At 49.3% G+C, this 14545-nt stretch carries 11 protein-coding genes; 3 read left to right on the top strand and 8 right to left on the bottom strand.

Translation table 11 applies throughout. The annotated features are described in order from the left end of the window. Positions 1–17: 17 nt before the first annotated feature. The 8 genes from ftsL to leuO all read right to left on the bottom strand — a co-directional run bounded on the left by ftsL (position 18) and on the right by leuO (position 9591). Complete coding sequence (gene ftsL, locus DRI82_RS06665) at positions 18–338, bottom strand: cell division protein FtsL (protein ID WP_114192715.1); 321 nt, start codon at positions 336–338, stop codon at positions 18–20. Next, positions 335–1276 (bottom strand): 16S rRNA (cytosine(1402)-N(4))-methyltransferase RsmH, encoded by a 942-nt coding sequence (rsmH, locus tag DRI82_RS06660; RefSeq protein ID WP_114192714.1) that lies wholly within the window; start codon positions 1274–1276, stop codon positions 335–337. The genes ftsL and rsmH overlap by 4 nt, the downstream gene beginning before the upstream one ends. A 2-nt stretch (positions 1277–1278) precedes the next feature. Next, complete coding sequence (gene mraZ, locus DRI82_RS06655; protein ID WP_114192713.1) at positions 1279–1737, bottom strand: division/cell wall cluster transcriptional repressor MraZ; 459 nt, start codon at positions 1735–1737, stop codon at positions 1279–1281. A gap of 755 nt (positions 1738–2492) precedes the next feature. Then, positions 2493–3497, bottom strand: a complete 1005-nt coding sequence (gene cra, locus DRI82_RS06650) for a catabolite repressor/activator (RefSeq protein WP_114192712.1) — start codon at positions 3495–3497, stop codon at positions 2493–2495. A 301-nt stretch (positions 3498–3798) separates the two neighbouring features. Next, positions 3799–4290 (bottom strand): acetolactate synthase small subunit, encoded by a 492-nt coding sequence (gene ilvN, locus DRI82_RS06645; RefSeq protein WP_170138680.1) that lies wholly within the window; start codon positions 4288–4290, stop codon positions 3799–3801. A 2-nt stretch (positions 4291–4292) separates the two neighbouring features. Beyond that, positions 4293–6011: an acetolactate synthase 3 large subunit gene (ilvI, locus tag DRI82_RS06640; RefSeq protein WP_114192711.1), complete on the bottom strand. Its 1719-nt coding sequence runs from the start codon at positions 6009–6011 to the stop codon at positions 4293–4295. A gap of 437 nt (positions 6012–6448) precedes the next feature. After that, positions 6449–8251, bottom strand: a complete 1803-nt coding sequence (locus tag DRI82_RS06635) for an AMP-dependent synthetase/ligase (RefSeq protein WP_114192790.1) — start codon at positions 8249–8251, stop codon at positions 6449–6451. A 404-nt stretch (positions 8252–8655) separates the two neighbouring features. Further along, on the bottom strand, positions 8656–9591 hold the full coding sequence (gene leuO, locus DRI82_RS06630; RefSeq protein WP_114192710.1) for a transcriptional regulator LeuO: 936 nt from the start codon (positions 9589–9591) through the stop codon (positions 8656–8658). An 869-nt stretch (positions 9592–10460) separates the two neighbouring features. Between leuO and leuA the strand changes: the two genes are divergently transcribed. Genes leuA through leuC form a run of 3 tightly spaced genes read left to right on the top strand, consistent with a single transcriptional unit; the run spans position 10461 to position 14534 of the window. Continuing rightward, entirely contained in the window at positions 10461–12038 is a 1578-nt protein-coding gene (leuA, locus tag DRI82_RS06620) for a 2-isopropylmalate synthase (RefSeq protein WP_114192708.1), read from the top strand. 2 nt (positions 12039–12040) lie between these two features. Continuing rightward, positions 12041–13132: a 3-isopropylmalate dehydrogenase gene (leuB, locus tag DRI82_RS06615; protein ID WP_114192707.1), complete on the top strand. Its 1092-nt coding sequence runs from the start codon at positions 12041–12043 to the stop codon at positions 13130–13132. 1 nt (position 13133) lies between these two features. Continuing rightward, the gene (leuC, locus tag DRI82_RS06610) at positions 13134–14534 is read left to right on the top strand and encodes a 3-isopropylmalate dehydratase large subunit (protein WP_114192706.1); all 1401 of its coding nucleotides are present in this window, start codon (positions 13134–13136) and stop codon (positions 14532–14534) included. Positions 14535–14545 lie beyond the last annotated feature (11 nt).

Raw genomic sequence — 14545 nt, 5'->3', positions numbered from 1 at the left:
TATCCGCTCCATGTATTTTATTGTTTAACCACAATATTTTCTTGTGATGGGTCCACATGCTGCATCTGCAATTTCTCCGTTGCGATGCGCTCAACGCGGCTGTGATCCCCCAACGCGTTTTCTTCCAAAATCAGGTTGCGCCATTCGATATCCAGCGCATCCCTTTCTAAAACAAGCTGCTCACGTTCAGCAGTCAGTAGCCGGGTGCGGTGGGCGGTCGTCACCACCAGAACGGCTGAAACCAGAACCGCGGCCATCAGGATCAACGGGAACTTGGCATTACGCAGCAGATCCCCGCCGATAACACCAACCAGTCCGTGCCGTTCATTCCCAATCACTCACCCATCCTCTCGGCAAAACGCAATACTGAACTCCGGGCCCGGGTGTTTTCCGCCACTTCGGCATCAGATGGCATCATTTTACCGATGGATTTCAGCGTCCTGCCGCCGAGTTCCCGTAACTGCACTTCCGTCATCGGCAAACCAGCCGGTACTTGCGGGCCACGGCTATGCTGGCGAATAAAACGTTTTACGATCCTGTCTTCCAGCGAATGGAAACTGATTACCGATAAGCGCCCTTCCGGTGCCAGGACTTCCAACGCACCCTCAAGCGCACGCTCGATCTCTTCAAGCTCACTGTTGATATAAATCCGTATTGCCTGGAAGCTGCGCGTGGCCGGATGCTTGTGCTTCTCGCGTACCGGACTGGCATTGGCAATCAGATCGGCCAGTTCTTTGGTGCGGGTCATCGGCAATTCGCGGTTACGTTCAACCACGGCGCGGGCAATACGTTTGGCAAAGCGTTCTTCACCAAATGTTTTCAATACCCAGGCGATGTCGTCAGCCTCGGCTTTCTGTAGCCATTGCGCGGCAGACAAACCACGCGAAGGATCCATGCGCATATCCAGCGGTCCATCACGCATGAAAGAGAAACCACGTTCTGGATCGTCAAGCTGTGGGGAAGAAACGCCGAGATCCAATAAAATGCCGTCGATTTTGCCAGTTAAATCCAACTCCCGCACATAGTGGGAAAGTTCAGAAAATGGGCCGTGTATGATGGAAAAACGTGGGTCAGTAATCTCTTTTGCCGCTTCGATAGCCTGAGGATCGCGGTCGATGGCAATCAAGCGGCCCTCCGACCCAAGTTGGGACAGAATCAGTCGAGAGTGTCCACCGCGGCCAAATGTACCGTCGATATATATGCCGTTGCTGCGGATGTTCAAGCCATTTACGGCTTCATCCAGCAACACGGAAGTGTGTTTGTAATTTTCCAGCATGCTTATAATGACAAATCCTGTAACCGCTCAGACAAAGGTTCCTGAGACGATAACTCAGCGTCAATATCTTCCTTAACTTGTTGATACCAGTCCTGTTCATCCCACAATTCAAACTTGTTGAATTGCCCGACCAGCATCACTTCTTTGGTTAGCCCGGCATGTTGGCGCAATGTGCTTGCGATCAATAACCGCCCGGCATTATCCATCTGACACTCACTGGCATGGCCTAAAAGCAGACGCTGAATACGACGCTCAACAGGATTCATACTCGACAGACGGGACAATTTTTGTTCGATCACTTCCCACTCGGTCAGCGGGTAAAGAAGCAGACAGGGCTGGTGGAGGTCAATGGTACATACCATTTGGCCTTGCGATTCCTCTGCCAGCAAATCCCGGTATCGGGTGGGTACGGCGAGCCGCCCTTTGCTGTCGAGATTAACCATCGTTGCTCCACGAAACATACCTGAGCTACCCCTTCATGACCGTTTTCACCACTTTCCCCCACAAATCCCCACATAAAAGAGTTTACGGATGGTTTGAAAACCTTGTCAAGCCAGAGCGGATGCGGTTTGGTAATATTTCTAGGAGTAATTTGAGAGGGATTGCACCTGTGAGGTGGGTATCGCAGAGGAAATAAAAATTAACATTATGATTAGTTAAGGAAAAATCCTTAAAAAAATAATAACGCTTAAAAAACTGCCAAATTGGATAAAATCTGGCAGATGATATTCTTCTGTAATCAATGTCTCATTTCTAATAGATAACCCAAACACATCCATATCCTGAGCCAACGTAGAAGACTGCCCCGATAAACCGCATAAAACCCATACTTTTTTTCTGAGATAATGCACTTAACTCATTGAGTTAATAAATACACTTGCTCTAAATGAGTTAAATAAAGTCAGGCATTCTACAGCAGATTATCGACAGATATTAATGTATTTTTCATATGAGACAGGCAAATATATATCGAAGAAACCGTTTTCGTTTGAAGTCAATTAGCTAAGATTCATCTCAAATCCGCTTTTTTCGGGCTGAATCACTTTCTTACATTTATTTTTCATAAATAGTAAATGAAATCCGATCAAATCACCGAACAGTGAGCGGATACAGAATTATTGGCAATTCATTGGGTTAATTTCACATTAAAAGCAGGCACGGCAATTGCGTGCCCGGCTTTTTTTATCATCTATGACCCCATATCTGCGGCCAATCATCATCTACGACTTAGTACACCGCGTCTGAACAGATTGCGACGAATCCGCGTCAAACCAGGTTTTGGCTTGCGGGGCTCGTCCAGGCTGGCCAGAACCAGTTCCAACACCCGCTCAGCCACTTCGCGGTGGCGCTGGGCGACAGCAAGTACTGGGCACTGCAGGAAATCCAGCAGTTCGTTATCACCAAAGGTGGCAATAGCCAAATTGGCGGGAAGGTGGCCATTCTGCTTAAGAATAGTGTCCATCACACCTTGCAGAAGTGAAAACGACGTGGTGAAAAGTGCCTCTGGCATATCATGCGTTTTCAGCCAGTCAGCAAACAGCGCACCGGCGGCCTCACGTTCATAGCTGTTGGCATAGAGAAAATCGATCTGACGGGTATCACCTTCCCACGCCTGGCGGAATCCTTGCTCACGCAGGAAACTGACGGAGAGTTCAGGCAATGCACCCAGGTAGAGCACTGATTTTCCTGGGAACTCACGCAGCTCTTTTGCCAGCATGAGTGAATCCTCCTGATCAGCACCGACCACACTGATGAAATTCTCACGATCCAATGCACGATCGAGGGCAATAATCGGGAACGGATCATTTGCCCAACGTTGATAAAAAGGATGTTCCGGAGGAAGAGCCGTTGACACAATAATGGCATCAACCTGCCGCTGAAGCAGATGTTCGACACAACGCATTTCGTTATCGGGCTGATCTTCCGAACAGGCAATCAGCAATTGGTAACCGCGCTGGCGTGCCTGCCGCTCCAGATAATTGGCAATACGGGTATAGCTGGTATTTTCCAGGTCAGGAATAACCAAACCGATAGATCGCGTTCGTCCTGCTCGCAACCCAGCGGCAACAGCATTGGGGTGGTAGTTATGTTCCCTCACGACGGCCATGACTTTTTCGACTGTCTTATCGCTGACGCGGTACTGTTTCGCTTTACCGTTAATGACATAACTGGCCGTAGTGCGCGAAACGCCCGCTAACCGCGCGATTTCATCCAGTTTCACGTAAACCCCTTAAGTGCGTAAGAGTAATAATAGGACTGATGCATTCCATCAAAATGTGCAATGGAATGAAAATCAGTCTTCCCTGATTGGTTTTTCTTCAACGTAAAAATATTCAGAGTGAAAAACCAGCGGCTTTAGAGCCTATTTGGATAGGCCCTTAATCCTTAGAAGAAGTCTGGTATTATCTAACCGCAGAATTTCTCACTGAGCAAGGTGTTTTGCTGAAGGGTGTCAGCTAGACTCCAAAAAAAAGCCCAACAACGCGTTGGGCCTTCAAAAACTCAGCGCATCCAGAACGGACTCAGCGCATTATTTTATCACCACGAGACACGCCGACGATGCCGGAACGCGCCACTTCAACAATTTCAGCAACCTCGCGTACCGTATTGAGGAAAGCATCCAGCTTGCCGCTGGTTCCTGCCAATTGCACCGTATAAAGCGTTGCGGTCACATCCACGATTTGACCACGGAAAATCTCGGTTGAGCGCTTGATCTCTTCACGGCCATAACCACTTGCCTGCAGTTTGACCAGCATGATTTCACGTTCGACGTGCGCGCCTTGTACCAACTCATTCACACGCAGAACATCAACCAGTTTATGCAGTTGCTTCTCAATCTGTTCGAGGACCTTGGCATCCCCCATCGTCTGGATTGTCATCCGCGAGAGCGTGGGATCGTCGGTTGGGGCAACGGTCAGGCTTTCAATGTTATAACCGCGTTGGGAAAACAGACCGATCACCCGCGATAACGCGCCTGACTCGTTTTCCAGCAATACTGATAAAATCCGGCGCATGATTAGGTCCTCTCCGTTTTGCTTAACCACATTTCATCCATACCACCGCCGCGAATCTGCATCGGATAGACGTGTTCAGTCTCATCAACGGTAACATCCACAAATACCAGACGATCTTTCTGACTCAAGGCCTCTGCCAGCTTGCTTTCCAGTTCGTCTGGCGTGCGGATTGCAATACCGACATGGCCATAAGCTTCAGCCAGCTTCACAAAATCCGGCAAAGACTGCATATAGGATTGCGAGTGACGGCCAGAGTAGATCATGTCCTGCCACTGTTTGACCATCCCCAGATAACCGTTGTTCAGATTCACGACGACCACTGGCAAATCATATTGCAGGGCCGTAGAAAGCTCCTGAATATTCATCTGAATGCTACCGTCGCCAGTGACACAAATGACGGTCTCTTGGGGTAACGCCAGTTTCACACCGAGAGCGGCAGGTAAACCGAAGCCCATCGTCCCCAAACCACCCGAGTTAATCCAGCGACGCGGTTTATCGAAGGGATAGTAGAGTGCGGCGAACATTTGGTGCTGCCCAACGTCAGAGGTGACATAGGCATCGCCTTTCGTCAGGCGGTGCAATGTTTCGATGACGGCCTGTGGCTTGATTGTCCCACTGGTTTTGCTGTAACCCAGGCTGTCACGCGCGCGCCAATGTTCAATTGAGCGCCACCACTCGAGTAATGCGTCATAATCCTGGGCAGTATCGCTCTGCGACAACAGTTCCAGCATTTGTTGAAGCACACCCTTCGCATCCCCGACGATAGGAATATCTGCTGTCACCGTTTTTGATATCGATGTCGGGTCGATATCAATATGCAACACGGTGGCATGCGGGCAATATTTGGTCAGATTATTGGTCGTGCGATCGTCAAAACGAACGCCAACAGCAAAAATCAAATCAGTATTATGCATCGCCATGTTGGCTTCATACGTCCCGTGCATGCCAAGCATGCCTACGCTTTGCCGATGAGTTCCCGGAAAACTGCCCAACCCCATCAGCGAACTGGTGACCGGCAAATTAAGTTTCTCAGCCAGTTGCAGCAATTCTTCATGACAGCCGGAATTAATTGCCCCGCCACCGACATACATAATCGGTTTCTTCGCCGCCAACATTGTCTGTAAAGCACGCTTAATCTGGCCGCGGTGCCCTTGCACGTTCGGATTATACGAACGCATGCTGATCGTGTCGGGATAGGCGTAAGGGAATTTAACGGCTGGATTGACCACATCTTTCGGCAGATCGACCACCACCGGGCCTGGACGACCCGTTGCGGCGAGATAAAAGGCTTTCTTCAGGATGGTGGGAATATCTTCCGCGCGCTTGACCAGGAAGCTGTGCTTTACGACCGGACGGGAAATACCGACCATGTCGCACTCCTGAAAGGCGTCATAGCCAATCAGCGAGCTGTGAACCTGTCCGGACAGTACCACCAGCGGGACAGAATCCATATAAGCCGTGGCTATACCAGTGATCGCATTGGTTGCACCAGGGCCTGAAGTGACGAGAACCACGCCCACTTCACCCGTTGCACGCGCGTAGCCGTCAGCCATATGCACCGCACCCTGTTCATGACGAACCAGAATGTGATCAATGCCACCAACCGTATGCAGGGCGTCATAAATGTCGAGTACGGCCCCACCCGGATAACCGAATACATGCTTAACGCCCTGATCGATCAACGATCGGACAACCATCTCGGCTCCTGACAACATCTCCATGGGTTTGCCTCCAGGCTTGTTTTCTTACTGAATGTCGGAAACCTTTTCCTGCCATTCTGTGGGTAAAGGGCTCGGCCCCAGACTTCTTATTGTTCGAATATATACCCATACTTGGAGATGCAGGAGCGTTGGCGTAACTAACACCCTGCAACGTGAAGTACGAAGCGTATAGCGGATTACCTTAACGTCAGGACTAAAGGCAAGCAAACGGCAAAAAAGAGTCGGTCATGCGAGGATATCCTGCCGCGTTCTAATTTCATCAGATTTACAAAAACAAAACACTACCAGAAGCGGCAATAATCTCTGTTTTGTCTGGAACACCTTATCAATAATAGAACTAAATGATGCGTTGAATTTATATTCGGTTGAAGCCAATACGGCAATCCTACCCCTATAAAGAGGTAGGTATTACGGTATTGCTCAGAAGATGAATCACTTTAGTCGCGGTACATGGAGTTAATTTCAGAGTGGTAACGTTGGAGAATAACTTTACGACGTAGCTTCAGCGTTGGCGTTAACTCGCCGGACTCCATTGAAAATGCTTGTGGCAGCAACGTAAATTTTTTTACCTGTTCAAATCGTGCCAGCCCTTTCTGCATCTCTTTCAGGCGCAACTCAAACATCTCAACGATCTGACTGTTTTTAAGCAACTCCAGACGATCGTGATACCGGAGGTTGAGCGCACGCGCGTGCTCCTCAAGGGTATCGAAACAAGGCACGATCAAGGCAGACACGAAATGACGCGCATCAGCAATAATCGCGACCTGATCAATAAAGCGATCCTGACCCAACGTGCCTTCAATCAATTGCGGGGCAATGTATTTTCCGCCCGACGTTTTCATCAGATCTTTCAGGCGTTCGGTAATGAACAAATTCCCATGGCGATCGACTTCGCCTGCGTCACCCGTTTTAAACCAGCCATCCGCTGTAAAGCTCTCTGCGGTCTCCAACGGCTTGTTGAAATAGCCACGCATGATAATGGGACCGCGAACCTGAATTTCATTCTCATCCCCAATCCGCACCTCAATACCCGGAAGAGGCTTACCAATCGAGCCAAAGCAAAAGTCACGCTCTTCCCAGCACGAAACGGTGGCGCAGGTTTCGGTCATGCCATATCCGTACTTGATGTTCAGCCCCATCGACTGGAAAAACAGAATCACATTATCGTCAAGCTTGGCACCCGCCGCAGGCAGAAAGCGGACACGTCCACCCAGTACGCCCCTTAACTTTTGCAATACCAGACGCTCAGCCAACGAATGTCCCCACTGCAACCAATACGGAACGGGCTGTTTTTTGCGTTCGAGCATAAATACCCGCTCACCACACGCCAACGCACAGCGGAACATAAGACGTTTATGCCAGCGTGCTTTCTCAACTTTTTCGTTGATGGCGCTGAAAACTTTTTCATAGAAACGGGGAACGGCACACATCACCGTAGGTTTCACGGCCTGCATGGCATCCCGCACCTGATCGGTATTGCGCAGATAGACATTCTGCGCACCAGTGTGCATCACATAAAAACTCCAGGCGCGCTCAAACACATGCGACAGAGGCAGGAAACAGAGCGAGACATCGTCTGCGGTCAGCGTAAGACGCTGGTCATGCAGGCAAAGTTGCGCTGCCATATTGCGGTAATCGAGCATCACCCCCTTGGGTTCACCTGTGGTGCCCGAGGTGTAAATCAGCGTAAAAAGATCGTCCAGTTCACATTGGTCAATACGCTGCTGGAACACCTTTTTCTGCGCGTCAGTGGGTTCATACCGCATAAATTCCGACAGATGACAGGCGATATCACACTCACGTAAATCCACGCCATCATCCAGCGCCACAATATGGGTTAGCTGTGGGGAAACGCCACGAAGCGCCAACGCCGCATCAAAATGCGATTGGTCGCCAGTAAAAAGAATACGAATATCGGCATCGTTAAGTACATAGGCGGCCTGCGCGGGTGTGTTTGTCGCATAAACCGGTACACTGACGGCACGTACTTGCAGGATAGCCAGATCAACCAACGACCAGGCGATGCAGTTGTTTGCGTAGATCGCGACGCGCTCCTGCACATCAACACCCAAACCAATCAACGCATTGGAAATAGCAGAGACGCGCTCACCAATCTCGCGCCAGCAAAGATGTGTTTCTGCCTCCGGTGACCATTCCCTGAACGCAACCCGATCGGGGAATTGTGAAACCTGCTGCTGAAAACGGCGAACCTGATGGTATTGAAATAAATCATTTTGCATAAAAAGCAAAACCTCACTGTTTATCGACGCGACGGCAGCTTGAAGAGAGATAACTTTCAGCTTACACGCGTTCATATTTTTCCGCGCAGTCTACTGATTCTGTCACTGATGGCAAACAAAATTCAGCGTAGAACTGTGAGCTAAAACGCATCTCTGATCTGATTAGAGCGCAGGCGCAACAAAAGGTTTTCAGCAGTGAGAAATGCTAGCCATTCCCATTTAGAATAAAAAACCAACTTTTATCCATTGAAAGGTGACTATGACTTGCAGGGGCGGGTTTAAAGGGATGCGCTGAAAAAGCGGGGCTGCCATAACGACACCCCCGCTCTATTTTTATGTAAAGACCATGCTTTGTATAAAGACAATGCCTTGTATAAAAACAATGTTTTTGTAAAGACAAGGAATTAAAGCGATGTTCCAGATTGACTCAATAACGTTCTCATCCATTGGTGCGCTTTGTCTTTTCCTGCTGATTCATGCCAGGACAAGTTACAAGCCAATGTGTTTTTCATCCATGGCAGAGGAATTAATTCCAATTTGAGAGGCTCAGCGAATTCCTGCGCTAACCAACGCGGAACCAATGCCACCATATCCGTCTGCGAAACGATATTCAGTACACTGCTCAGATCCGTTGATTGGGATGAAATAGAACGACGCATTTCCATAGATTCATAAAATGGCGCACTGAATGACCCCATCCGATCAAGCATTACAACAGCATGTTTTTCGGCAAACAGCGCATCACGGGAAACTTCTTCTTTTACACGCTGATGATTGGCAGAAACTACTGCGATCAATTCATCCTCGAACAATTTTTCATTATGGAATTCAGGATTTTCAAATTCGTTGTAGCCAATAACAAATTCCATCTCCTGATAACGCAATTGATGCTCGATGTTATCATTAATGGTCGATGTTAATTTAAGTTGTACATGGGGTGCACAATGAGTAACGAAATTGAATATTTTCCCAGACAGACGAATATCTAATGGGCTACATATTGATATATTAAATACTTTCTCGCTGCTATGAGGCTCAAATCCTGCGCCCGGCAATTCATTCAGTACCAGTTGCAAAGCTTGTCTTACCGGCCCGAAGAGCTGTCTGGCACGGACAGTAGGTTGAATCCCCCGGCCATAGCGGACAAAGAGTTCATCATTAAACATCACTTTTAATCGGGCGACTGCGTTACTGACGGCAGGTTGCGACATACCCAGTGATTGCGCAGCACGGGTAATATTCTGTACCTGCATCACCGCATCAAATACAGTCAGCAAATTAAGGTCAACATGACGCAGATGAACTTCACAGGGTTCTTTTATTACTAATAATTCAGACATAATCAACTCCACCAAGCCTTGCGCTTTAATGTTTGGATAGGATACAAAAAACGTATTCGGGCTCGGAATTTTGGTGTGTTTATTAAGCCTCTTTTTATCTGCAATACAAAAACTCACAAATAAAAATGAAACTCACGGGGTCTTAGATTAATTTAATGATTAACCTGAAATAAACGCAGGGTTAAAAATACTGTCACTGACTATTTTTCACACATCCTCTTTCTTGGGTGAACGGCCACTTTACCGAAAGTTATTATGTGCGTTTATCTGTTGCGTTGATGAGACCACAAAATGTAATGTTGAACAATCATACCCGTAGTAAATGATTAGTTAAGCAGTAATAAACTAAGTCGTAAGTTATTCAATTTTAATTAAAATAACTCGGATGAATCATCCCCCTACCCCTATTTTTTTCTAGTAATTCATCAAGCGATATGCAGTTATGTAGCAAACATCGACGAAATAGCGCGAATAATCGCCCACCCACCTCACCGTTCATGGGTGAAACGCATCGACAACACGATAATCAGTAACTTCAATAAAGGATAATTTCACGGTATTTTATGCTGAATCAAAATTCATAATGGTTCAACAGGGTCTCATTGGTGAATTTTTCAATGGGTGTTGACATGCGGCGCACATTCACGTATCAAATTAGAACAACGAATTAATTACTCTACGAGAAGCGGAAAAATCATGTTCACCACTCATCGTCTACTAGGCCTACTACTTAACGCATCTAACTTGCGCGGTACGCTGGTGGACGGAACTCAGAACTGATTTCAGCCACTACGAACAGTAAACCCGCGCCATTGCGCGGGTTTTTTTTTACCTGCATGGCGTCAAAGTTAACGACAAGGAACTACCCGATGAGCCAACAAGTCATTATTTTCGATACCACGCTGCGTGACGGCGAGCAGGCATTGCAAGCCAGTCTGAGTGTAAAAGAAAAAATCCAGATCGCGATGGCGCTGGAAAAGATGGGAGTCGATGTGATGGAAGTCGGTTTCCCGGTCTCATCACCTGGTGATTTCGAATCCGTACAGACCATCGCCCGCCAGATCAAAAACAGCCGCGTATGTGGTTTGGCGAGATGCGTAGACAAAGACATTGATGTCGCTGCCGAAGCATTACGGGTTGCTGAAGCGTTCCGTATCCACGTATTCCTGGCTACCTCAACGTTACATATTGAGTCAAAGTTGAAGCGCTCCTTTGACGACATCATGGAAATGGCGATCCGCTCAGTGAAACGCGCACGCAATTATACCAATGACGTGGAGTTCTCCTGTGAAGACGCCGGTCGTACCCCCATCGACAATTTGTGCCGCATCGTAGAGGCTGCCATCAGTGCCGGTGCTACCACCATCAATATTCCAGATACCGTCGGTTACACCACACCACATCAATTCAGCGGCATCATTACCACCTTATATGACCGCGTGCCTAACATTGATAAAGCGATTATTTCTGTGCATTGCCATGACGATCTGGGAATGGCGGTTGGCAACTCGATCGCGGCAGTACAGGCTGGCGCCCGTCAGGTTGAGGGAACGTTGAACGGGATTGGTGAGCGCGCGGGTAACTGTGCATTGGAAGAAGTCATTATGGCGATCCGTACACGCCAGGACATCATGAATGTCCACACCAATATCAATCACCAGGAAATTTACCGTACCAGCCAGATTGTCAGCCAGTTGTGCAACATGCCAATCCCGGCAAATAAAGCCATAGTGGGTTCAAATGCCTTTGCCCACTCGTCCGGTATTCATCAGGATGGCGTGCTGAAAAACCGCCAAAACTACGAAATCATGACCCCAGAGTCGATTGGCTTGAATCAAATCCAGCTGAATCTGACGTCGCGTTCTGGCCGTGCTGCGGTTAAGCACCGGATGGAAGAAATGGGTTATAAGGAATCAGAGTATAATCTGGACAGTTTATATACCGCCTTCCTGAAGCTCGCCGACAAAAAAGGCCAGGTGTTTGATTACGATCTGGAAGCGTTGGCGTTCATCAATAAGCAGCAGGAAGAGCCGGAACATTTCCGTCTGGATTATTTCAGCGTGCAATCAGGCTCCAGCATGATGGCGACCGCATCAGTCAAACTGGCCTGTGGTGAAGAGGTAAAAGCAGAAGCCGCTACCGGTAACGGCCCGGTCGATGCCATTTACCAGGCAATAAACCGCATTACCGAATATCCCATTGAGTTGGTGAAATATCAGCTTTCAGCCAAAGGCCAGGGCAAAGATGCGTTGGGTCAGGTGGACATTGTTGTCTCCTACCAAGGGCGTCGTTTCCATGGCGTTGGGCTGGCAACAGACATTGTCGAATCCTCTGCCAAGGCCATGGTGCACGTTCTGAACAACATTTGGCGCGCCCAGCAGGTAGAAAAAGAGATCCAACGTCTGCAACAACAAAATAAACATCAAAATAACCAGGAAACGGTGTGAACATGACGAAGACCTATCACATTGCTGTCTTACCCGGAGACGGCATCGGCCCAGAAGTAATGGCTCAAGCATATAAAGTGTTGGATGCCGTGCGCCAGCGTTTTGATTTGCGCATTACTACCAGCGAATATGACGTTGGCGGCGCGGCAATTGATCGGCAGGGTTCCCCGCTGCCTGCAGGCACCGTTGCTGGCTGCGAGCAGGCAGATGCCATTCTGTTTGGGTCGGTTGGCGGCCCAAAATGGGAACATTTGCCACCCGCAGAGCAGCCGGAGCGCGGTGCCCTGCTGCCTTTGCGCAAGCATTTCAAATTATTCAGTAATTTGCGCCCTGCCCGCCTGTATACCGGACTGGAAGAATTCTGTCCGCTGCGCAGCGATATCGCCGCACGCGGGTTTGATATTCTCTGCGTCCGTGAATTGACTGGCGGCATCTATTTTGGTCAACCCAAAGGCCGCGAAGGTCAGGGCATGCATGAGCATGCTTTTGATACCGAGGTTTATCACCGTTTTGAAATCGAGCGCATTGCCCGCATTGCCTTCGAGTCAGCACGCAAACGTCGCGGTAAAGTTACGTCGATTGACAAAGCCAACGTCTTGCAAAGCTCCATTCTGTGGCGTGAAGTGGTTACTGGCATCGCTAAAGATTACCCGGATGTCAGCCTGAGCCACATGTACATCGACAACGCCACCATGCAGTTGATCAAAGATCCATCCCAGTTCGATGTGCTGCTGTGCTCCAACCTGTTTGGCGATATTCTGTCTGATGAATGCGCCATGATCACCGGTTCGATGGGCATGTTGCCTTCAGCCAGCATGAATGAACAAGGTTTCGGTCTTTACGAACCCGCAGGGGGCTCTGCGCCAGACATCGCAGGTAAAGGCATCGCCAACCCTATTGCGCAGATTCTCTCCGCCGTACTGCTTTTGCGTTACAGCCTCGGTGCTGACGAAGCGGCAGACGCTGTTGAGCGAGCCATCAGTAAAGTATTGGAAGAGGGTTACCGCACTGCCGATTTGGCGGGGGACGGTAAAGCAATCAGCACTGGTGAAATGGGTGACGTCATCGCCCGCTTTATCGTCGAAGGGGCATAACATGGCCAAGACCTTATACCAAAAATTATTCGATGCCCATGTGGTCTATGAAGCGCCGAACGAAACACCGCTGCTGTATATCGATCGCCATTTGGTTCATGAAGTGACCTCCCCACAGGCTTTTGATGGCTTGCGTGCTATGGGGCGTCCGGTTCGTCAACCGGGCAAAACCTTCGCCACCATGGATCATAACGTGTCGACCCAGACCAAGGATATCAATGCCTGTGGTGAGATGGCGCGTATCCAGATGCAAGAGTTGATCAAAAACTGCGCCGAGTTTGGCGTGCAGTTGTACGATCTGAATCATCCGTTTCAGGGCATTGTTCACGTCATTGGCCCTGAACAGGGTATGACCCTGCCGGGCATGACGATTGTTTGCGGCGACTCCCATACCGCCACCCATGGCGCTTTTGGCTCGCTGGCCTTCGGTATTGGTACGTCGGAAGTTGAGCATGTGCTGGCGACGCAAACCCTGAAACAGGGGCGCGCCAAGACCATGAAGATTGAAGTGAATGGCGTCGCCGCTGAGGGTATTACGGCAAAAGACATCGTGCTGGCTATCATCGGTAAAACGGGCAGTGCGGGCGGTACGGGTCACGTCGTTGAATTCTGTGGTCAAGCGGTACAAGCGCTGAGCATGGAAGGTCGTATGACATTGTGCAATATGGCCATTGAGATGGGTGCAAAAGCCGGTTTGGTCGCTCCAGACGAAACCACATTTGCCTACCTGAAAGGCCGCCAGTTCGCACCGAAAGGTCAGGATTGGGATGATGCGGTCGCGTACTGGAAAACTATGCAGTCCGATGCAGACGCAAAATTTGACACCATTGTCACACTGGATGCGGCAGATATCGCACCGCAGGTTACATGGGGAACCAACCCAGGTCAGGTCATTGCGGTCAATCAGATCATCCCTGCACCAGAATCCTTCAGCGATCCGGTTGAACGTGCCTCTGCGGAAAAAGCCCTGGCATATATGGATCTGAAACCGGGCATTAAATTGACCGACGTTGCAATCGACAAAGTCTTTATCGGCTCCTGTACCAATTCACGTATCGAAGATCTGCGTGCAGCCGCCGCTATCGCCAAAGGGCGTAAAGTGGCAACCGGCGTGCAGGCGATTGTGGTTCCTGGCTCTGGCCCGGTTAAAGCGCAGGCGGAAGAAGAGGGTTTGGACAAGATTTTCATCGAAGCCGGTTTTGAATGGCGTTTACCGGGCTGCTCAATGTGCCTGGCGATGAATAACGATCGTCTGAATCCTGGTGAGCGCTGTGCGTCCACCAGCAACCGTAACTTCGAAGGGCGTCAGGGACGCGGCGGCCGGACGCATCTGGTCAGCCCGGCGATGGCGGCAGCGGCAGCGGTAACGGGCCATTTTGCCGACATCCGTGAACTGAATTAAGGGAGAGAAAA

This window comes from Edaphovirga cremea (assembly GCF_003332275.1).
In the GTDB taxonomy this organism is placed as follows: domain Bacteria; phylum Pseudomonadota; class Gammaproteobacteria; order Enterobacterales; family Enterobacteriaceae; genus Edaphovirga; species Edaphovirga cremea.
This window is presented reverse-complemented; position numbering and strand designations above follow the sequence as displayed.

Coding starts and splice junctions, on each gene's coding strand:
- leuC (WP_114192706.1), top strand. CDS start 13,134: ATGGCCAAGACCTTATACCAAAAATTATTCGATGCCCATGTGGTCTAT.
- DRI82_RS06635 (WP_114192790.1), bottom strand. CDS start 8,251: ATGCAAAATGATTTATTTCAATACCATCAGGTTCGCCGTTTTCAGCAG.
- ilvN (WP_170138680.1), bottom strand. CDS start 4,290: ATGCGCCGGATTTTATCAGTATTGCTGGAAAACGAGTCAGGCGCGTTA.
- leuO (WP_114192710.1), bottom strand. CDS start 9,591: ATGTCTGAATTATTAGTAATAAAAGAACCCTGTGAAGTTCATCTGCGT.
- mraZ (WP_114192713.1), bottom strand. CDS start 1,737: ATGTTTCGTGGAGCAACGATGGTTAATCTCGACAGCAAAGGGCGGCTC.
- leuA (WP_114192708.1), top strand. CDS start 10,461: ATGAGCCAACAAGTCATTATTTTCGATACCACGCTGCGTGACGGCGAG.
- ilvI (WP_114192711.1), bottom strand. CDS start 6,011: ATGGAGATGTTGTCAGGAGCCGAGATGGTTGTCCGATCGTTGATCGAT.
- leuB (WP_114192707.1), top strand. CDS start 12,041: ATGACGAAGACCTATCACATTGCTGTCTTACCCGGAGACGGCATCGGC.
- rsmH (WP_114192714.1), bottom strand. CDS start 1,276: ATGCTGGAAAATTACAAACACACTTCCGTGTTGCTGGATGAAGCCGTA.